Source organism: Siminovitchia acidinfaciens (genome assembly GCF_003605385.1).
In the GTDB taxonomy this organism is placed as follows: Bacteria; Bacillota; Bacilli; order Bacillales; family Bacillaceae_C; genus Siminovitchia; species Siminovitchia acidinfaciens.
Map to the genome: position 1 here is coordinate 529,301 of NZ_QYTV02000001.1, position 20,552 is coordinate 549,852.

Below are 20,552 nucleotides of genomic sequence, written 5' to 3' on the forward strand. Positions count from 1 at the left end.
GGCCTCGAACAGGCCGGTGACCGTTCGTGATACCCGGCATAATACGACTATAAAGGCGGTCCGTCAAACGGATCGCCTTTAAAATTTGATAGTAATTATGTTCAATTTCCAGTAAACTGAATAGGTAATATAGTTTATATAGATGGAAGGAAATTACATTGAAAGAATCATATATTATTCGTTTGCCGGAAAATAACCGCGAAATTATGCCTAACTACTATGATTACGGTGTGGCTCTGGATAAGGTCCACGGATTTATTTTAAAACAGACCGGACTCATTCTGAAAATGTATCTGGATAATGAAAATGTAGAAGAAATGTGGAATGTGCTGGAAGAGGATTTGGCTTCCGGTAAAGCAGAGCTTCTATCATATATTTACGACCATGTGGAAACTGGATGTATCAACTACGAACAAAGCGTTGATCATCATGGTTTTGTTATTAAGCCATCCATTAACAATGCCGTTTATTTTTACCCGGATTTTGAAATTGCTTTGGTGAAGCTGCCGATTTTTCAAAGCTTTACAGATTATCAGCACGAATTTATTTATGCCAAAGATGATGAGAGCCTGCTCGCATTTTTGCAGTACGTTTACGACCGCCAAAAGGAAATCATGAGAGATTGCGTCAGCGTCTTCACTGATACTGAGGATGGCGTGGAACGGGAAAAAGAGAAGGTGACTTCGCTTGTTAGCAGGGAAGATGTGCTGTTGGAAGAAGGATTGAAGTCGGAAATTTACCGTTCTATTGATGAGTTTTTCAACGAAAGCGGAGAATTTTTCAAAACATATAATATCCCGTACAAGCGTGGGATTCTGCTTTATGGCCAGCCCGGAAATGGAAAAACTACGCTTGTAAAATCCATTGCAGGCAGTATTGATGCTCCAGTCGCTTATTGGCAGATCACAGAATATACGACGAGCTATTCAATAAAAGAGGTCTTTTCGATTGTAGCGAAGATGGCACCGATGGTTTTGGTGATCGAGGACATCGACTCCATGCCCGAATCTTCGAGATCCGTGTTTTTGAATACATTGGATGGGGCGACATCGAAGGAAGGCATCTTCTTAATCGGTACGACCAACTATCCGGAAAAAATTGATCCCGCATTGATCAACCGTGCCGGCAGATTTGACCGTGCGTACGAAATTAAGCGTCCTGATGTCGATCTTCGTCTTCAATATCTGCTTAAAATAAAAGAGATGGAGCGCTTCATGTCCAAAGCGGATATTCTCTACATTGCCGAACAGACGGAGAAATTCTCTATTGCTCAGTTAAATGAACTGTACACATCCGCTGCTCTCCAATGGCATTACGATCAGGCTGTTGATATCGCCGGTATCATCGGCAATTTAGAAGCAGCCAATGAAAAAGTCCGTACCCATGAGTGGGACGAAGAGGATTTATCGAAGGTCGGGTTTGGGATATAGACTTATAGTAATTCGAAATGAGTAAGTGCCGGACTAAAAAATAACATTGACGGAACCGCTTATTTTTTGTCGACATTATACGGGGTGCTGTACGACTAGGAAAAAATATCCCGCTGCCTCTGTATTATCATTGACAGTAAGACTTTGCCGAATGCCATTATACGAACACCCAAAGAATAAATTACCCAAGGGATGAAAAATGGTAGGATATTGGACTTGTTTTTAAGAGGCTGTTGTAGGACATGATTAATATTTTTTTAAGCCTTTGAGCAGGTTAAAGTGCTCAAGGGCTTTTCTCGTTCTATAACGCATCACTTAGGACTAAGGTCTCTGGAGTACTGTAAGGTGACAGGAATTGCTGAAGTGCTAAAGTCAGAGTTTCGATCAATTGGAAGGGTATTTGTATGACCAAAAAAAAAGAGGCCTCCTGCCCTTTACCACTGCTATGCTTATTAATTTGGTGGCATGATATGAGGCGGCGTGAAGATTAGTAGATACCATACTAATCGGTGGGTGATAAGTACCCGTCTCAATTAAAAAGAGGCATATGGCTAAATTATGTTATTGCACTAATTTTAATTAAGGATGTCATACTTTTTACCTAAATAGGTCTTGTCTGTCTATGTCGAATTTAGTATATTACCATTAGGTAAATGTCAAAATAGAGCAATTTATCCTTAAATTTCATACGAGGGAGAAGGAGCAATCTTGTTGGAATTACCAAGATTTTTTAAAAAGAAAGGCAACTATCAACCAGTTGACCCTTCAAATAATTTTTTATTTGATGCTTATCCAAATCCTGTATACATATTGGATAAGGATTTACGGATAACAGCTATTAATAAGGCGTTCAAAAAACAATTGGCTTTCCAGCCGAAAGAATTAAATGATATCCTCAATACTCTCCGCCCGTTACGGCAAATGTATAAAGTAAAACAACACTATGTTGACGCATTAAAAGGAAAGCCCCTCATTTTTGAAACTAAGAATATTTTAAAGATCAACCAGCTTGTAGATTTTAAAAACCATCTTATTCCTTTCGGTAATAAAAATGTAACCGGGTTAATGGGAATAATGAAAGACATAACAGCGGTGAAACAGCAAAATGACGAGCTGATGAAACTGCAAAAGAATATTGAGGCAAGTGAAAAGTTAATGGATATGGGTATTTGGGACTATGACATAATAGAAGACAGGATTACCTGGTCTGATAAAATGTATGAAATCTTTGGGGTAAACCGAAAGGTGGTCCCCACTTCTACCAATATGTTGCAATATATCCACCCAGAGGATTTAGACTTTTTTAAAAAGTCATTTCAACGCTCGATTGAGGAAGGCATCCCTTGGAAGATGCAATATCGGATTATACGGTCTGACGGGGAAGAAGAGTTGGTGCACCAGTATGCCGACATCGTGTTGGATGACAATAAAAAGCCGGTAAGGTTAATTGGTTCTGCCTATGTAATCCCTCAACAGGAAGAGCAAGAAGATAGATTTGAGGAAGATCAGCTGTATCAACATTTGGAAGCTTGTGCATGGGCTGTAGATTATCGAACCAACCAGTATATCTACTGTTCCCAAGGAATCGAATCGTTGACAGGTTATACGGTAAAGGAGTTTTTAAACAAGGAAGTTACGTGGAACGAATTAATTGTCGAGGACGATTTTCCTGCCTATCATGCGTTGCGTTATGACATAAAAGAGCCGGGTTTTGTTTTGGAATACCGGATCAGGGATAAAGCGGGAACAATAAAGTGGGTTCAAGATAAAACGATTGCACTTCCTGACTCATCAGGGAAGCTTACCCGGCTGGATGGAATAATCATAGATATAACTGAGCAGAAAAAGGTTTATGAGAAGATGAGGTATATAGTCAATCACGATTTTTTGACTAAGCTGCCGAACAGGAGAAAGTTCGATGCGGAATTGGAACGCTGCTTGAAAAGGACGGATTCCGAGTTCGCATTGATGACGATTGACATTGACGGCTTTAAACGAATTAACGGTGCGTTAGATTATGATATAGGTGACCAGTTATTGGTTGAAGTCGCTTCAAGGATAACGAAATTCGTCACTACCTATGATATTGCCGCGCGAATGGGAGGGGATGAGTTTTCAATTCTTTTTACAAGAATTGTAGGGGTTCATGAAATTAAAGATATTGCCGAACGCTTAATACATCACTTAAACAGACCATACTATGTAGGCGAACATGAAGTTCACATCACAGCAAGTATTGGTATTGCGCATTATCCGGATGATGGCTTTGATGCCGATACCCTATTGAAAAGATCGCAAATGGCATTGCATCATTCGAAATCCAGAGGCAAGTCCACTTATTTGATATATACCCCATCGATGGATATAGAATCCTTTAAGGCCTTTGAATTGGAGAGAGATTTGCGAAAAGCCATTAAGCAAAATGAATTAAGCTTATATTTTCAACCGATCGTTCAATTGGAGACAAATCAAATGGTTAGAGCTGAAGCGTTGCTTAGATGGAACCACCCGGACTGGAAGCTTGTGTCTCCGAATGAGTTTATTCCAATTGCAGAAGAAAATGGATTTATCCATAATTTAACAGACTGGACCTTGTGGTCTGTTTGTACCACGCTTTCGAGATGGAAAGAACAGGCACTGCCGCTCATCCCAATTTCGATCAATGTATCTCCGAAGAGATTTCTCATGGGAGACTGGGCGGATGCTTTTATTAGAATCATGGAAGAAACAAAGGTGGATCCGGCCCTGATTGAACTTGAAATAACGGAAAGCGTCCTTATCCAAAACGAAGAAGGGTTTCAACGGAATATAGAAAAGTTGAAAACGTTAGGGGTCAAGCTGTCTTTGGATGACTTTGGAACAGGATACTCCTCTCTCCTTTATTTAAAGAAATACAATGTAGATAATGTAAAAATTGATCGGAGTTTTATTAACGAGCAAATGTCCAAAAAGGATTGCACGATTACAAAGGCAATTATTCGTTTGACACACGAACTCGGGATGGAAGTTATTGCTGAAGGTGTAGAGACGAAGGAACAGCTCCAACTGCTAAAAAAAAGCGGATGCGATCAGGTCCAAGGCTACTTGTTCAGTAAACCTCTTCTTAAAGAGCATTTCGAGAAACTGTTGGTCCAACCGGTGTTAACAATAAAAGAAAAACCTAAAAACGAAATGAAGGAAGAGCGAAGGCAATCAAGCAGGAGCAGTCTTTCTTATCCTATTTCCGCTCAAATGACCATTTCTAAAATAAACGAGAAAATCATTCGTGTTGGGAAAACGGAAGTGTTCATTCAAAACTTCAGCTGGGGAGGTCTCTGTATTTTGACCGATCTTAAACTCCCTGTTTCAAAGGATTTTCTGTTGAAGTTGGAGGTCGAGTCTTCCGGAAAGACTTTTACTCTCTATGGAAGTATTGTCTGGAAAGAAGAGAGGAAGAAAGGGTATTTTAAATATGGTATGAGGTTTGCAGAAGAAACAGCAGCTATGCCCTATATATCGGAATTGGTCAACTCCCTGGAATCATTGAAAAAATAAAAACATCCCTTCTAAAAATATCCTCTACAACAATAAACGAGATAAAATTAAACAAATGCCGATTTAACCACTGGAACATATAGAAAGCCAAAATCGTTGGTTTTTCAAGCGTTTTTGGCTTGATTTGTTATTCACATCAGCTTAACTTCTGTTGTTATAAGCTTCAATTATTATTTTATATGTATTTCATAGCTATATAGACTGCTTGTACTGCTTTTGAAACATCAGCATTCTCATAGCTCCCTTTTTTAAAAAACTTGTTAAAGCAGTTTTATTCTCAAGTGACATAATATTTAAACAAAGTGAAAGAGTAGCTAATTCAACACCGGCGGTTTATTTATACAATCCGCCAGTATATAATGCTGTCAAATTTTCCGCAACGGCGTCAAGGTCTTGCTCGATTTCCCCTAACACTAACTGCCACATCATCTGCTCATTCATGTAAAACCAGCCTTTGGCAATCAAAGTTGCGTCAAAATTCTTCTTTGCCAAGCCGGATTTCTGAACAAATTCAATATCCTTTGTGATCCCAGCGATAAAACGTGCACGGATGCTGTTCCACTTATCTTCCACGATTGCGGATACGCCAATCGCCTCTTTGACCACTTTCATCACTTCTTTTTCTTCAAGGGCCGATTGCATAAAGAGTCGTGTCTGCTCAAGGATCTGTGCTAAGGCTTCTTCTTTTGTCCGGGGCTTGAAAGGAAGAGCCGCTACTTTATACATTTTCTGCATGATTGTTTCCATCAATTCTGTAAAAAGATCGTCCTTGTTCTTGAAATAGACGTATGCCGTTCCGTATCCCGTATGGGCGAGCTTATTGATTTGTGTCATGGTCGCTTTTTGAAACCCGTTTTCCAAAAAGACCGTACGTCCCGCATTCAACAGATTTTCTCTTGTCTGCAGTGCTTGGAGCTGCCGCTTGGACAATTGTTCAGATCCGTCCATTGTATTTGTCCTTTCTATGGTGTTTTAGCCTATTTTACCGTGTTCAAAGTACATAGGCAATCAAACGAATGATATAATGTCATTGACATAATGTCATTGACTACTGACAAGCTATCAGGGTATAGTAAATTTATACTGAAAATTCATGGGCGAAGGAGTAGGTAATATGGCTGAGAAATTATCAAGAGAGTATGCGCAGCAGTTGGATCAGCAAGATGAACTGAAGCGGTACCGCGATGAATTTTATATCCAACCTGGAACGATTTACTTTGATGGGAATTCGCTTGGGCTGTTGTCAAAGAGGGCGGAAGAATCACTTTTGTCCATGCTTGATTCATGGAAGAAGTTCGGAATTGACGGCTGGTTAAAAGGTGACAACCCATGGTTTTATTTTTCGGAAAAACTGGGTGAAAAGAGCGCAAGCTTAATCGGAGCCGATCCAAAGGAAGTAATTGTAACCGGATCCACGACGGTCAATCTGCATCAGATTCTATCGACTTTTTACAAGCCGGAAGGGAAAAGGACGAAAATTTTAGCGGACGAATTGAATTTCCCTACAGATATTTATGCGATCAAAAGCCAGCTTCGAATCCATGGGCTTGATCCCGAGGAGCATTTGATCCAGGTGAAGAGCCGGGACGGACAGACGCTTGATGAAAATGACATCATCGATGCCATGACAGACGATGTGGCTATGGTTGTTTTGGCGGGTGTTTTATATAGAAGCGGCCAAATTCTGGATATGGAAGGTTTGACGAAAGCGGCGCGTGAACGCGGGATTTTGATAGCTTTTGACCTTTGCCACTCGATCGGTTCCATCCCTCATTCGTTGAGCGACTGGGATGTTGATTTCGCTTTCTGGTGCACTTATAAGCATTTGAATGGCGGACCTGGAGCGGTTGCCGGCATGTATGTGAATAAGAGACATTTTGGCACAAGTCCAGGGCTTGCGGGCTGGTTCAGCTCTGATAAAAATAAGCAGTTTGATATGGAGCATGAATTGACGGCGGCACCAGATGCTGGCGCGATGCAAATGGGAACTCCGCATCTGCTCAGCGCGGCTCCGCTGTTGGGCTCGCTGGAGATATTTGAAGAAGCGGGAATTGAAAGAGTTCGTGAGAAATCATTGAAAATGACAGACTACATGATGACATTGATCGATGATGAGTTGAGTGAGTTCGATTTTACTGTGGCAAATCCTCGGGATGATGAAAAAAGAGGCGGCCATATTTTCCTCGAGCATCCAGAAGCAGCAAGGATTTGTAAAGCATTAAAGGAAAACAATGTCATTCCGGATTTCCGAACACCAAACGGAATCCGTCTGGCGCCGGTCGCTCTTTATAATACGTTTGAAGAAGTGTGGCAGGTTGTCCGGATACTGAAAAAGATTATGACAGATGAGGAATACAAGAAGTTTGAGAATAAACGTGATGTTGTCGCATAAACAGGGATTGGGGCCGTTGCGCGGGGGCCCCTGCTTTTTCAGAATAAATGAAAGCGCAAACATAAAAAGGAGGAGACGACATTGTCAAAGTCCATATCAGAGCTGTATAAAAAGCTCGAAAGCGAAAAGGGAATCCATACAGATTTTAAAAACAACATGACTTACGGAGATTATTTAAACCTGGATAAAATTTTAACAAGCCAGAAGCGGCTGTCGGATCATCATGATGAAATGCTGTTCATCATTATCCATCAGGTGAGCGAACTGTGGATGAAGCTGATCCTGCATGAGGTGACGGCTGCTATCAAAGCAATTGATGAAGGGGAAATGCATGCCGCAGCAAAAATGCTGGCGCGTGTATCCAAAACGCAGACGCAAATCATTCAGGCGTGGGATGTGCTGTCAACACTGACTCCTGCCGAATATTTGGAGTTCCGCGATTCCCTTGGCCAGGCATCCGGCTTCCAGTCGTATCAATACAGGATGCTTGAATTTGCGCTCGGTTATAAATCAACCCATATACTAAAAATTTACGAGAAAGATCCTGCTGTGCATGAGGCGCTTCAGCTTGCCTTCAAAGCTCCGAGTATTTACGATGTTGCCATCAAAGCCTTGGCCCGTGTCGGATTTGACATCAATCCGGAATTGCTGGACCGTGATTTTTCCAAAGTATACGCGGGTGACCCGACGGTAGCGGCGGCTTGGAAAGAGGTGTACCGCAATGTGGACAAATATTGGAGTCTCTATGAGCTGGCAGAAAAGCTTGTCGACATTGAAGACTGGCTGCAGCAGTGGCGGTTCCGCCATATGAAAACAGTTGAAAGAATCATCGGCTTCAAAAAGGGAACCGGAGGATCTTCAGGAGTCAATTACTTGAAGCAAGTACTGGATCACCGATTTTTCCCAGAGCTTTGGGATTTGCGGACTGAATTATAAAGCGGTTTTACCCCATCATCAGGTGCCTGTCACTTCCCAAGTTTTGTCGAATAAAGGCAGGCTGATGATGGCATTACATAAATAAGATGGATAAAATGAAGAGTGGGAGGATGAGTTATGGAGGAGAGAAAGGATCAATGGTCATCCAAGCTGGGCTTTATTTTGGCCTCAGCTGGTGCAGCCATCGGGCTAGGCGCAATTTGGAAATTTCCGTATGTCACGGGAATGAGCGGGGGAGGGGCTTTTTTCCTCATTTTCGTTGCATTTACTTTGTTGATAGGCATGCCGATGCTTATTTCTGAGTTTATTATTGGGCGGGGGTCAGGCGTTGAAGCCATCAGCGCATATAAAAAGCTGGCTCCGGACAGTTTTTGGGTGTGGGTCGGAAGGCTTGGCGTTCTAGGTTGTTTTCTACTGCTTTCTTTTTACAGCGTTGTCGGCGGCTGGGTATTGATTTATACCGGAATGTCTGTTGTTGGCAAAGTGATTGGCGATGGGGCCAATTATCCGGAACTGTTCGGCTCTGTTATCGGAAGCCCGGGGATGACACTTTTAGGATTACTGCTATTTTCTTTGATTAATATTTTAGTCATTTCCATGGGTGTCCAAAACGGGATTGAAAAAGCGAATAAATATATGATGCCGCTACTGTTCGTATTTTTTATCATCTTGGTCGTACGCGCATTGACGCTGGATGGTGCGATGGAAGGGGTCAAGTTTTTCCTGTCTCCGGACTTTTCCAATATAACGGGCGAATCCCTGCTTTATGCATTGGGGCAGTCGTTCTTCTCGCTTGCGGTAGGATTTTCATGTATGGTCACGTACAGTTCTTATTTAAAAAAGGATGTCAGTTTGACATCTTCCGCGGGGTCCGTTGTAGGGATGAATATTTTCGTTTCCTTGCTTGCAGGGTTGGCAATTTTTCCGGTCGTATTTGCGTTTGGGTATGAGCCTGCTGAGGGACCGGGATTATTGTTTATCGTATTGCCGTCGGTTTTTGCGCAAATGCCATTTGGTGAATTGTTCTTAAGTTTATTCCTGATTTTATTTTTATTTGCGACATTGACTTCATCATTCAGTCTATATGAAATTATCGTCGCTGCATTCACCGCGGACGGAAAGCGTTCAAGGAAGCCGGTCACCTGGATTGCCGGACTGGTCATCATTATTGCGGCAATTCCTGCAGCTTTGTCGTCAAGCACTTTGGCGGAATTCACGTTTTTTGGAAGAAGCGTATTCGACGTGACCGACTATCTCGTCAGCAACATCATGCTGCCGTTTGGAAGTCTGTTAATTGCAATATTTATTATTCATCGAATGGATAAAGCTCTTGTAAAAGAAGAGTTCCAATTGAATGGGTCTGGTTCCCTCGGTCTGTATTCATCGTGGCGGGTGTTAATGACATGGGTGGTGCCGCTAACGATTGTGGTAGTGTTTTTGAACATGTTAGGGTTTATTTAGGTGCCTGTCACTTCCCGGAACATATCGAACAATAGCCAATTTTAAAAATGGTGGTGAGAATTTTGGACGAGCATAAGTTGATTGATATTTCACAGCCTTTGACTAATGATATCGGTGTCTGGCCCGGCGATACTCCGTTTAATTTTAAATTAAGTTTTACGAAGGAGCAGACGGGCTCCGTCAACATCGGCCAAATCACAACAAGCGTTCATACAGGAACACATATTGATGCGCCGTACCATTTTGATGAGCACGGGGAGAAAGTGCACGAACTGGATGTCAATATTTATGTGGGCCCTGCGCGAGTTGTTGATGTCACTGGTTGTGAAATGGTTGGAAGAGAAGAACTGGAACGATTTGACCTGGAAGGCGTGGAGCGGCTGCTTCTTAAGACTTCGGATGGGAGAGACCTTAGCCAGTTTCCGGAAAAGTTTACGACCTTTCGTGAAAACATCGGTCCATTTTTGAAAGAAAAAGGTATTCGGCTCCTTGGAACGGACGGCCCGTCCGTTGATGCTGTGGATAGTAAAACGATGGACGCCCACCATTCGCTGAATGATAACGGTGTATATATATTGGAAAACATTGTGTTAAGCGAAGTGGAGCCGGGCGACTATGAATTAATCGCTCTGCCGCTTGCTATTGAAGGAGCGGATGGGAGTCCGGTAAGGGCGGTTTTGCGGCAACTAGGTTAATGGTTGGGGGCATTGCCATGAGTGCAGTGCCTTCTTTGATGATGCCTGATTTTTAAAACATTGTACAACATCCTTTTATGTAGTGGAGGAATCGCCTATTTAGATTCCGGTCAATGATTAGAATTTATGGATGGCCTTTGCTTGGAGACGCTGTGGCTTCAAGGAGGAAGGGAGGTTTGGGCTGCCAATAACGAATATGACTGTCCTATCGTCAATATTAAAACCTACCTTGGTAATTAAATCGTAACCGAATCCTTTTTCGGAATTTGGCCGGATATCCCGTCAATTCCAATGTTTCCGTAATAAATATCTAATCCGTCTTTACTTTCAATCAAAGCGACAGGATATGAATCGTTATGAGCGATTAAATCTTCAAACTCATCCGGGGAGCTGTCGATCTCAATTTCATGGCCTATGAACGAATAGGCAAATGGTATTGTTTCATATATGGCTGTTAACGTTGCGACCATGTGATTCCTGATTTTTGCAACATCCACTTCCTTTGAAAATAAACTATCCCATTCAATACCAAACAAAAATCCAAAATAACCATCGTCTTTTTCGATGGACAGATGTATCCTTTCTGTATTTAATCCCAAAGAAGATCGGGAAAGTTCGAGCTCAGGATAATATCCGGTCAAAAAGGATTCATCTAACGAGTTATCTTTAATATCTAGCTGTATCCAGTTTTCGCCGTCCATATCTTTGCTATATTTCAGTTTTTTGAACTGGCCACCATTTTTGATGATATAACTTTTCATTTTACTCCATGTTACGAAAATACCCTTTTCCTCAGTGAATACCATTCCAATATTTACATCTCCGCCTGAACTCATTGAGTTCACCTCTTTATAATAATTTTACCTATCCGTCTGAAGTTACTATTATACGTGCGGTATTGCGACCGTAAAACTAATAGTAAAAAGGCATTGTTTTTGGGAAAAGCCTTCCCTGTTTGCCAATATTTGGATATAATTGCAAAATAAGAAGAGCTAACTCTACTTTTCCAGATTGAGCATGTTAAAAACTTTCATCTATCTTTTTTTATTAGAAAAAAGTTTGCTTCGTCTATATAAATTGAATTAGATATTGTGCACTCATCAAGCAGGAGCCCGAGGCACCATATAGAAATCAACAGTGGCTCTCATGCGAAATTATTTATTTTCACTTATATAGCCCCCACCGGATAATGACTTTTCTGAATTTGAGAAATAGTGTATCATGATTTCTAGTCAGCAGTAAAGATATGGAGGATTACATATGAATAACTTCGAAGAGATTTGCTCCTTAATTGGGAAGGATAAGGCCACGATGAACGAAACGGTTTTATTGAACCACAGTAAAGATGAATCTGATCATGAAGCAGTAGAGCCGGACATTGTTGTCTTTCCAGAATCAAAAGAAGATGTTGTGAAAATTGTTCAATATGCTAATAAAAATCAAATTCCAGTCGTTCCTTTTGGTGCAGGCTCCGGCTTGGAAGGACAGGCGATCCCGGTACATAAAGGAATCTCGGTTAATTTTGAGCGAATGAATAGAATTGTAGAAGTAAGAGCGGATGATTTAGTTGTAATCGTACAGCCAGGTATTACACATATGCAATTAAATGAGCAATTAAAAAAGCATGGATTGTTTTTTCCAGTTGATCCGGGGGCAGATGCAACGATTGGCGGGATGGCCTCAACAAATGCCAGTGGGACACTGACCGTCCGCTATGGAGGTATGCGGAATCAAATTTTAAACTTGGAAACGGTGCTTGCCGATGGCCGCATCATTCAAACTGGAAGTCTGGCGAAAAAGTCCTCATCTGGTTACCATTTAAACGGTTTGTTCGTTGGATCTGAAGGAACTCTCGGTTTATTTACTGAAATTTCGTTAAAGTTGCACGGGATTCCGGAAAACATTGTCGCGGCCCGCTGTTTTTTCAAGACGGTTCGAGATAGTGTGGATGCAGCAGCAGCCATATTAACTGCTGGTATTCCGATTGCTCGCATAGAATTGGTGGATTCCCGCAGTATTAAGGCAGTGAATGACTATGAGGGGACAGATTATCCAGAGGAGCCGACCCTTTTTCTAGAATTCCATGGAAATGAGTCGGGGAATAAGGAAGATATTGACCTAATCAAAGCAATTGCAGAAGAGGCAGGCTGCCTGGAGTTTTTATTTGAAACTGATTCACTTAAACGAGCGACTTTGTGGAAGGCCCGCCATGGAATGAATTATGCACTCAGGCACGGAAGTCCGGGGCTTGCGAGTTTAACGACAGATGTTTGTGTTCCAATCTCTACCTTGCCGGATAACGTTGAATTTGCCGATAGCCAATTGGATGCTCTTGGCCTGAAGGGTGGCATAGTTGGCCATGTTGGTGATGGAAACTTCCATGTAATGATCTTGTTTGATCCGGCATCCCACGAACAAATCGCCAAAGCGAAGGAATTAGAACATCAAATTGTGGAATTTGCTTTGAAATCCGGAGGAACGTGTACTGGTGAGCATGGTGTCGGAATTGGGAAGCGTCAATTCCAAAGACAAGAACATGGGGATGCCTTGGATGTCATGATTGATATCAAAAAATTATTGGATCCTAACAATATTTTAAATCCGGGGAAAGTCCTGCCGGCGGGAATAGAACAAAAAATATAAAAGCGCTTTTGCCAATGTCCGAAAGTAATTGAATGATAGTCTAGGGCCCGAAACTTGGCTGGGGAAGGGATCCAGTGGTTTTTACGATATTCAACAACGGCTAAAGCTGTTGAAAAATATATCAATAAGGAGAGAGCTATCATGGGTATAATTTTAAGAGAGAAAATTCAAGGGCCATCAGCTTGGAAGGGGGCTGAGCTGTCCAAAGATGATTCGTGGATCTACTATTTGTCCGATAAAACAATTGCATCTCTTGAAAATGCCATGGAGCATGTTCAGCAAAAGGGGTTAAAAGCGCCTGATTTTACAAAAGAGGATTTCCCGATTGAAGATCTGGCATACGAGATTGCCTACTTTGCGGACGAGCTGGAAGACGGAAGAGGCTTCCTGTTGCTTCGCGGATTGCCAATCGAAAGGTATACAGATGAAGAAGCGAGCATCATTTACTATGGCCTTGGTCTCCATATGGGTATCCCGGTAACGCAAAATGCGAAGGGAGACCTGTTGGGCCATGTCAAAAACATTGGTGCCAAAGATACTAAGAACGTGCGCGTATATCAGACCAATACGCATCTTCCTTATCATTCAGATCTTTCTGATGTTGTCGGGCTATTGTCACTCCGAAAGGCGAAGTCGGGCGGATTGAGCAGTCTCGTCAGTACTGCAACCCTTTATAATGAATTATTGGAAAAGCATCCGGAGTATATCGGGCTTCTCTACCGCCCGTACTATTTTGATCATCTGGGTGAAGAAGGCTCACAGGGTCTGTCGCCGCTTTTCAGCTATTACGACGGTAAACTAAGCTGCAGGTACATGCGCGAGTATATTGAGTCCGGACAGGAAAAAAGAGGTTTTCCGTTGTCGAAAGTGGAGTTGGAAGCATTTGACCTGATCGACTCTATTCTTCATGATGAAAACATTCGTATGGATATGATGCTGGAACCAGGTGATATCCAGTTCGCTAACAATAACATTGTTCTTCATTCACGGACATTATTTGAAGATTATGATGAGCCTGAGCGTCGTCGCCATTTATTAAGATTGTGGCTCACCATGCCGAATAGCCGCGAACTTGCACCTGATTTTTCTACACGCAAGGGAATTGCAAAGCGTGAAGCAACAACTGTGGAGTAATGGATTCAAAGAGCACCTTTTAAGGCTTACTTAAAAGGTGCTCTTAATTTTGAGATGTTTATGATCCGCTAGGAAGGAATATATGACATAAGAGTAAAATATCTAGTTTTCACCGGGTGTTATTCGTATGATTCGTCCATGACAACAGTGGCTTCAATTTCTATTAAAAATTCCGGTAAAGCCAAGCTGGTAACCCCGATCAATGTCTGCGCTGGTGGAGGAGCCTCCCCGAAAACTCTGCTGTAGCTAATTTTCCTTCATCTGATTTTTATCGGAGGAATCAATATTAATTACTGTCTTTATCTCCATATTTCACAGTCTGAAATTCAGCCGGTTATTTTATATAGGAAGCTGATAAAGTTAAAGCAAGTATTTTAAATGATAATAATTCGCAAAAGAGTTGATGGTTGATGACAAGCTTGTATAGGGCAAATGCTGGCCGGCAGCCTTGGAAAATGCTTGGATGGCTACTTCTTATCCAAATCCTAGTGGCTTTTGTAGGAAGAAGCCTCGCTCCATTAGGTGTAGTGATAGGTGCTGACTTGTCTTTAACGAAAGCGCAAATAGGGTTGCTTCCCGCAGCCCTATTTTTGGGGCAGTCATTGGTATCCATGCCAGCTGGCCTGCTTGCAGATAAAATTGGATCAAGGAAGCTGCTCATGTTGTTGGCTGTTTGTCTGGGAGCAAGCTTTTTTTTCATGACTTTCACTTCTTCACTCATCCCGCTGCTGGCGGTTGTAGTGATAGGTGGCATTGGCTATGGTGCATCCCACCCAGCTACGAATCGTGGAATCATGTTTTGGTTCCCAGCTGACAAAAGGGGAACGGCCATGGGAATTAAGCAAATGGGCGTTACGTTTGGATCCGCCATGGCAGCCTTGGTGTTACTGCCTTTGGCTGGATATTGGGGATGGCGTCCGGCTGTTTTAATGGCGAGTGTCATTTTACTTGCAGCGGGAGTGCTGACTTATTTTTCATACAAAGAGCCTGAGGAGAAAAAAGCCAATCTCTCAACTAAGAAGAAAAACAATACTCTACTGAACTTTAAAAATTTGCTAAAGAATAAGCCCTTGGTATTTGTAAGTGTCAGTGCATTGATTTTAAGCGGATCACAAATGATTTTAAACACCTATTTAGTGTTGTTTTCCTATGAAAGACTCGGCATCAGTCTTTTTCTTTCAGGAACATTGCTCGTTATTTCCGAAGTAGGCGGCTCTTTCGGCAGAATTAGCTGGGGAGTGATTAGCGATCGCCTATTTAAAGGGGAAAGGATTGTTGTATTGTTCATCATCTCTTTGCTGGCGGCTTGTGTGTCAGTTTTGGTAGCGTTCCTTCCGGCAAGCACTTCTTATTGGATGATGATTCCTATCGCATTTTTGTTTGGCTTCAGTATCTCCGGATTTAATGGTATCTGGATGAACGCGACAACAGAACTTGTTCCGCCTGATCAGTCTGGTTTGGCTACTGGTTTTAGTATTACTGTTGGTTCATGGGGAGTTATGATCGGTCCTCCATTATTCGGTCTGATTTTGGATATGACAGGCTCCTTTAGGATGGGATGGCTTTTCGTTACTTCTATCATGATGATCGTTATGTTCCTTTTGTTTAGTGTCATGTCTTTATTGCAAAAAAAGAGAAACATGCAAGCAGGACTTTTTTTAAAAAAATTTAAATAATTCATAAAGTTTCACTATTTTAAACTCAATACTTGTGAGATACTCATTTTGTCATTATAGTTATGTGTAATATTTTATTTTTTCTAAATAATGATAACGCTTTCTCGGATGAGGGGTGGTATGTATAGAACTTTATACTTATTAAGCAGATTAGTTGCCGATCTGAAAAATAAAAAGGGAGTGGTCAGTATGATTGCTTCGGTCAAGAGAGCTTGTGCGATTTTAAACTGTTTTACACGCGACGAGCCAGTCTTGGGAAATGCAGAAATAGCTGAGAAACTTGGGTTAAGCAGGAGTACTACGCACCACCTGATAACAACACTATGCAATGAAGGCGTCCTGATGAGAGATGTTGACAGGAAATATAGATTGGGATGGAAGCTGCTGGAATGGAATAATAGTGTCATGTTCCAACAGGATTTTTATAATAAAGCGATGCCTTTGGTTAAAGAGTTGACTGATAGATTCAGAGGGACAGCTCATATTGGCATGTTCGATCAAGGAGATGTCGTCTTTGTTTTGAGAATTACTTCGGAGGATGCCGATTCGGTTCCCACCTATCTAGGTGCGAGAAAACCGGCATATTGTACAAGCGCAGGCAAAGCCCTGCTTGCGTTTAACGATTCTTATTTACAAGAAACGATTGAAAAAGGATTGTCCCAGCAAGGGCCGAATACGATCACAGATATCAGAATACTTAAAAAAGACTTGGAGTCCGTGAGAGAACAGGGGTATTCTGTCAGCAACAATGAAAATGACACGTGTACTTATGCCATTGCCGCTCCAATCATGTCGTATGCTGGAGAAACGATCGCCTCTGTGAATTTAGTAGGGCCGACAAGTTATATGAAAAGTCTTCATAGAAGCCACATCATTCAAAGTGTAGTGAAAACGGCAAAAGCGATTTCGCGCGAACTGGGTTATATCGAGGTAAAAGGGGCAGATAGTGGGAATTCCAAGAGACTGAAATACTCTTAACATTCACTAGGATGCAACAATGATATTTACATAAATAAAAAACTTAATCAGGGGGTAATAGGTGATGAAATATTTCAACATTCGCATGATGATCATGGCAATCATCGCTGTTTTAGTTTTATCTGCGTGCGGCAGCGGAGGAGGAAGCGGAGACTCGGAAAAAGCGTCCGGAGATGGCGATGGAGAGGGTGGGGGACAGACGTATGAATTTAAACTGGGGCATATTGCACCACCTGACCATATTTGGAATGAAGCCGCACAAAAGCTGGCTGACGAGCTTGAAGAGCGTTCCGATGGAAGAATGAAGATGGAGTTATATCCGGGCGGACAGCTTGGAAGTGATTCCGATATGGTACAGCAGCTGGAAACAGGTTCCTTACAATTTGCTTTCATTACAAATGCTTTCTTGACCTCCAAGTCTGATGCATTTAGTGCATGGTTCGCTCCTTATCTCTTTGAATCTTATGAAGAAACATTGGAAGCAAGTAAAAGCGATGTGGCCAAAAAAATTCTGGCTACCCTGGATGACCAAGGATTAAAAGCGTTGGATTATTTCTTCTCAGGCAACCGTACGATGATGTTCAGGGAGAAGGTGGAGAAACCGGAAGATATGGATGGGCTAGCACTGCGTGTAACCCCAAGCCCTGCTTTAGAAGACTTTTACCGTTCACTGGGAGTCAGCCCTGAGTCCATTTCATTGCCTGATGTCTATCAATCCGCCCAAACGGGTGTCATTGACGGAATGGATATGGATTTGGATGCAGCGATCACTTCCAACTATAACGAAGTAACGGGTTATGGAGCTGTGACAAACCATATGGTATGGCCTTCTGTGATGATTATTAACAAAGAGCTATACGAAGGAATGTCAGAGGAAGATCAGAAGATCGTGGAAGACTCCATGTCGGCTGCTTCTGAATTCGCTACGATGAAGCGTGCTTCCCAGGAAGAGGAATTTAAAAAGACTCTCGAGGAAAGAGGAATGGAGCTTTACGAAATTGATCCTGCTTTATTCGAAAAATACACAAAAGAATTTGATGAAAAATATAAAGCAATGGATCCTCTGATCGCAGAATTTATTGACACGTTCCGTAAGTAGGGGAGGCTATTCTATGAAGACATTGAGCAACTGGGTTGAAAGGATTGAAAAAGTCGCTGCAATTATCTTGATGGCCGCTATAACCCTAGTGCTGTTTACGGCAGTGGTTTATAGATACTTTTTAAATGCGCCGCTTTTTTGGGCGAATGAAGCTAGTATTTTTATGATGACCTGGCTGACTTTTCTGGGAGGGAGTTTGGGACTTAAATACAAGTCCCAAGCTTCTATTACTTTTTTGGTTGAGCGCTTTTCAGACAGTGGAAAAAGAATTCTTTTGATCATTACCCACATCATCATTTTGGCGACGTTGGCTCTTTTAATGTATTTAAGCTATGAGTGGATATTAAACTTGTCGCCACAAAAATCAAGTTCCATGCGTATTCCCATGTGGATTCCATATCTGTCTGTTCCGGTGGGGCTGACTTTTGCTTTTATCCACCTGTTGGATTACATGATTGATCTGATAAAACAAACGCCAAAGAGTAGTGGTGATGCCTTATGACATTCGGATTAATAGCAACCATAGTCGTCTTTATTCTCCTGTTAATTATTGGAATCCCGATTTCACTCGTTTTGGCGATCACATCGCTTTCTTATTTGTTTCTGACTGACAATCTCACATTGTTGGCGACAGTCCCGCAAAAAATGTTTTCAGGGATGGATAATTTTGGACTGCTGGCCATTCCCCTATTTATGCTTGCAGGTGAACTGATGAATTTCGGGGGGATTACAAGCCGGCTGATCCAATTTGCAAAAGTGCTGATTGGTCATTTTAGAGGCGGATTAGCCTATGTATCCATCATAGCGAATATGTTTCTAGCCTCCATATTGGGCTCGGCGAATGCGCAAGCTGCGATGATGAGTAAAGTCATGGTGCCCGAGATGGAAAAGGAAGGATATACACGTGAATTTTCTGCTGCTTTAACTTTGGCATCATCTGTAGTGGCCCCGGTGATCCCGCCAAGTATGCTGTTTATCATTTACGGGACGCTGACAGGAGCGTCCATTGGCGATTTGTTTATTGCGGGGATCATTCCGGGAATTCTACTGGGCATAGGGTTTATCATCGTAATCGGCTTCATGAATGTCAAAGAGAATTTCCCTCGAAGTGAGCGGGGAACACTACCGGAAATTTTTAAAAGCTTTTTGAATGTGTTGCCGGCGTTGCTGATCCCTTTCATTATTATTTATGGGATACTAGGTGGGATTTTTACACCCACTGAATCTGCTGCTGTTGCCTGTATCATAGCCGTCATTATCGGGTTTGCCTATAAACAGTTAAAAGCAAAATATCTACCGGAAATCTTATTGAATACCGTCGTAAATACGGCAACGATTACGTTTTTAATTGTGACAGCCAATCTATTTGGTTATATCATCGCTTATGAGCGAATTCCGCAACTCATGGCAGAATCAATGTTAAGCATTTCCGAAAATCCGATAGTGTTCCTTTTATTAGTTAACATATTACTGCTTTTGTTGGGATGCATCTTGGATGGGATTGCAGCTTTGATCATTCTTGTTCCTGTTCTGGCACCACTGCTGACTACATACCAAATCGACCCAGTTCATTTTGGTGTCATCATCACGATCAACTTAACCATTGGTTTATTGACTCCGCCCGTGGGCACAGGCCTATTTATCGTTTCCTCCGTAGCGAAAGTCAAAATAGAGTCTCTTGTAAAGGCCATTATGCCATTCCTGATCACAACTATCATTCTATTAATGATTATCACTTATTGGGAAGATGCTGTATTGTGGCTTCCGAGCCTTTACAAATAAAAAATATCATATGTATTATTTGAAAATTAAAGAAAGTATAAAATTAGATCAAGTTTTCTATTCAAAAAAGTATAAGTTATGTCTAGCTCCAGGCGCCTTGCGCTTTTCTTTAAGTGATCTATCAGGATCACTTTTTTTATGGAAAAATATAGCCCGCATTGGTCTGAAACTCTTATTTTCCTTAAAATAATCGAAAAACTTTTTTGACGATTTCATCATGAGAAATCCTGAGATTGAGCGTTGATAGCGTTTTCAATATATTGATAATACAAACGTTACGATTGGAGGAAGCAACCTAATGGATGTCAGAGAGTTACGAAATTGCTTTGGCTGTTTTGCAACTGGTGTCACAGTGGTTACCTGGGTGAATGATGAGGGACAAAGAAGAGGAATTACTGTCAACTCCTTTACTTCCGTATCCTTGGATCCGCCGCTTTTGCTTGTTTCAATTGATAAAAAAACAAAAGCCTTTGAGGAATTAAAGAACAGGTCATTCGTAATCAACATTTTATCGGCAGATCAGTCGGTTTATGCAATGCAGTTTGCAGGCCGTCCTCAGGAAAACCTGATTGTGCAGTGGGAAGAAGATGCAGAAAAAGGGCCAAGGATAAAAGGGGCTTCTGCTCATTTTCAATGTTCACCGTGGGAGGAATATGAAGGTGGCGACCATCTGCTGTTTGTGGGGAAAGTAGACGATTTCTACTACGATGACAGTGAGAGTCTACTGTTTTACAGAGGAAAGTTTTTTGAAACAGAGCATAAATCTCTTTTAGCAGGCAGTTAATATATTTT

At 41.8% G+C, this 20,552-nt stretch carries 16 protein-coding genes; 14 read left to right on the plus strand and 2 right to left on the minus strand.

Going from position 1 to position 20,552, the window contains the following annotated elements; translation table 11 throughout:
- Window positions 1-158 precede the first annotated feature (158 nt).
- Both D4T97_RS02430 and D4T97_RS02435 read left to right on the plus strand, forming a co-directional pair.
- The gene (locus D4T97_RS02430) at window positions 159-1,430 is read left to right on the plus strand and encodes an ATP-binding protein (RefSeq protein WP_235872130.1); all 1,272 of its coding nucleotides are present in this window, start codon (window positions 159-161) and stop codon (window positions 1,428-1,430) included.
- Between the two features lie 711 nt (window positions 1,431-2,141).
- On the plus strand, window positions 2,142-4,964 hold the full coding sequence (locus D4T97_RS02435) for an EAL domain-containing protein (protein WP_126047286.1): 2,823 nt from the start codon (window positions 2,142-2,144) through the stop codon (window positions 4,962-4,964).
- A 333-nt stretch (window positions 4,965-5,297) separates the two neighbouring features.
- On the opposite strand, the gene D4T97_RS02440 is transcribed toward D4T97_RS02435, so the two are convergent.
- Window positions 5,298-5,912, minus strand: coding sequence for a TetR/AcrR family transcriptional regulator (locus D4T97_RS02440; RefSeq protein ID WP_126047288.1), 615 nt, complete (start codon window positions 5,910-5,912; stop codon window positions 5,298-5,300).
- A 166-nt stretch (window positions 5,913-6,078) separates the two neighbouring features.
- Here D4T97_RS02440 and kynU point away from each other — a divergent pair, with 166 nt between their 5' ends.
- The 4 genes from kynU to kynB all read left to right on the plus strand — a co-directional run bounded on the left by kynU (window position 6,079) and on the right by kynB (window position 10,448).
- Window positions 6,079-7,356 carry a kynureninase gene (gene kynU / locus D4T97_RS02445; RefSeq protein WP_126047290.1) on the plus strand — a complete coding sequence of 426 codons (1,278 nt, stop codon included), beginning with the start codon at window positions 6,079-6,081 and terminating at the stop codon, window positions 7,354-7,356.
- 156 nt (window positions 7,357-7,512) lie between these two features.
- Window positions 7,513-8,292 carry a tryptophan 2,3-dioxygenase gene (kynA, locus tag D4T97_RS02450; RefSeq protein ID WP_235872150.1) on the plus strand — a complete coding sequence of 260 codons (780 nt, stop codon included), beginning with the start codon at window positions 7,513-7,515 and terminating at the stop codon, window positions 8,290-8,292.
- A 117-nt stretch (window positions 8,293-8,409) separates the two neighbouring features.
- Window positions 8,410-9,753 carry a sodium-dependent transporter gene (locus tag D4T97_RS02455; RefSeq protein WP_126047294.1) on the plus strand — a complete coding sequence of 448 codons (1,344 nt, stop codon included), beginning with the start codon at window positions 8,410-8,412 and terminating at the stop codon, window positions 9,751-9,753.
- Between the two features lie 62 nt (window positions 9,754-9,815).
- Complete coding sequence (kynB, locus tag D4T97_RS02460) at window positions 9,816-10,448, plus strand: arylformamidase (RefSeq protein WP_235872131.1); 633 nt, start codon at window positions 9,816-9,818, stop codon at window positions 10,446-10,448.
- Between the two features lie 236 nt (window positions 10,449-10,684).
- Here the strand turns inward: kynB and D4T97_RS02465 are convergent, their stop codons facing one another.
- Window positions 10,685-11,284, minus strand: coding sequence for an Imm64 family immunity protein (locus D4T97_RS02465; protein ID WP_126047298.1), 600 nt, complete (start codon window positions 11,282-11,284; stop codon window positions 10,685-10,687).
- A 424-nt stretch (window positions 11,285-11,708) separates the two neighbouring features.
- Between D4T97_RS02465 and D4T97_RS02470 the strand changes: the two genes are divergently transcribed.
- From D4T97_RS02470 to D4T97_RS02505, 8 genes are all read left to right on the plus strand, one after another.
- Window positions 11,709-13,091 carry an FAD-binding oxidoreductase gene (locus D4T97_RS02470; RefSeq protein WP_126047300.1) on the plus strand — a complete coding sequence of 461 codons (1,383 nt, stop codon included), beginning with the start codon at window positions 11,709-11,711 and terminating at the stop codon, window positions 13,089-13,091.
- A gap of 141 nt (window positions 13,092-13,232) precedes the next feature.
- Entirely contained in the window at window positions 13,233-14,225 is a 993-nt protein-coding gene (locus tag D4T97_RS02475) for a TauD/TfdA family dioxygenase (protein WP_126047302.1), read from the plus strand.
- Window positions 14,226-14,635: 410 nt separating this feature from the next.
- Window positions 14,636-15,901, plus strand: coding sequence for an MFS transporter (locus D4T97_RS02480; protein ID WP_126047304.1), 1,266 nt, complete (start codon window positions 14,636-14,638; stop codon window positions 15,899-15,901).
- Between the two features lie 189 nt (window positions 15,902-16,090).
- Window positions 16,091-16,879 carry an IclR family transcriptional regulator gene (locus tag D4T97_RS02485; RefSeq protein WP_126048032.1) on the plus strand — a complete coding sequence of 263 codons (789 nt, stop codon included), beginning with the start codon at window positions 16,091-16,093 and terminating at the stop codon, window positions 16,877-16,879.
- A gap of 64 nt (window positions 16,880-16,943) precedes the next feature.
- Window positions 16,944-17,978, plus strand: a complete 1,035-nt coding sequence (locus D4T97_RS02490) for a TRAP transporter substrate-binding protein (RefSeq protein ID WP_126047306.1) — start codon at window positions 16,944-16,946, stop codon at window positions 17,976-17,978.
- Window positions 17,979-17,991: 13 nt separating this feature from the next.
- Window positions 17,992-18,480 (plus strand): TRAP transporter small permease, encoded by a 489-nt coding sequence (locus D4T97_RS02495; protein WP_126047308.1) that lies wholly within the window; start codon window positions 17,992-17,994, stop codon window positions 18,478-18,480.
- Window positions 18,477-19,760: a TRAP transporter large permease gene (locus D4T97_RS02500; RefSeq protein WP_126047310.1), complete on the plus strand. Its 1,284-nt coding sequence runs from the start codon at window positions 18,477-18,479 to the stop codon at window positions 19,758-19,760. The genes D4T97_RS02495 and D4T97_RS02500 overlap by 4 nt, the downstream gene beginning before the upstream one ends.
- 298 nt (window positions 19,761-20,058) lie before the next feature.
- A complete protein-coding gene (locus tag D4T97_RS02505) occupies window positions 20,059-20,544 on the plus strand; it encodes a flavin reductase family protein (protein ID WP_126047312.1) in 486 nt (161 codons plus the stop codon).
- The last annotated feature ends 8 nt before the right edge of the window (window positions 20,545-20,552 follow it).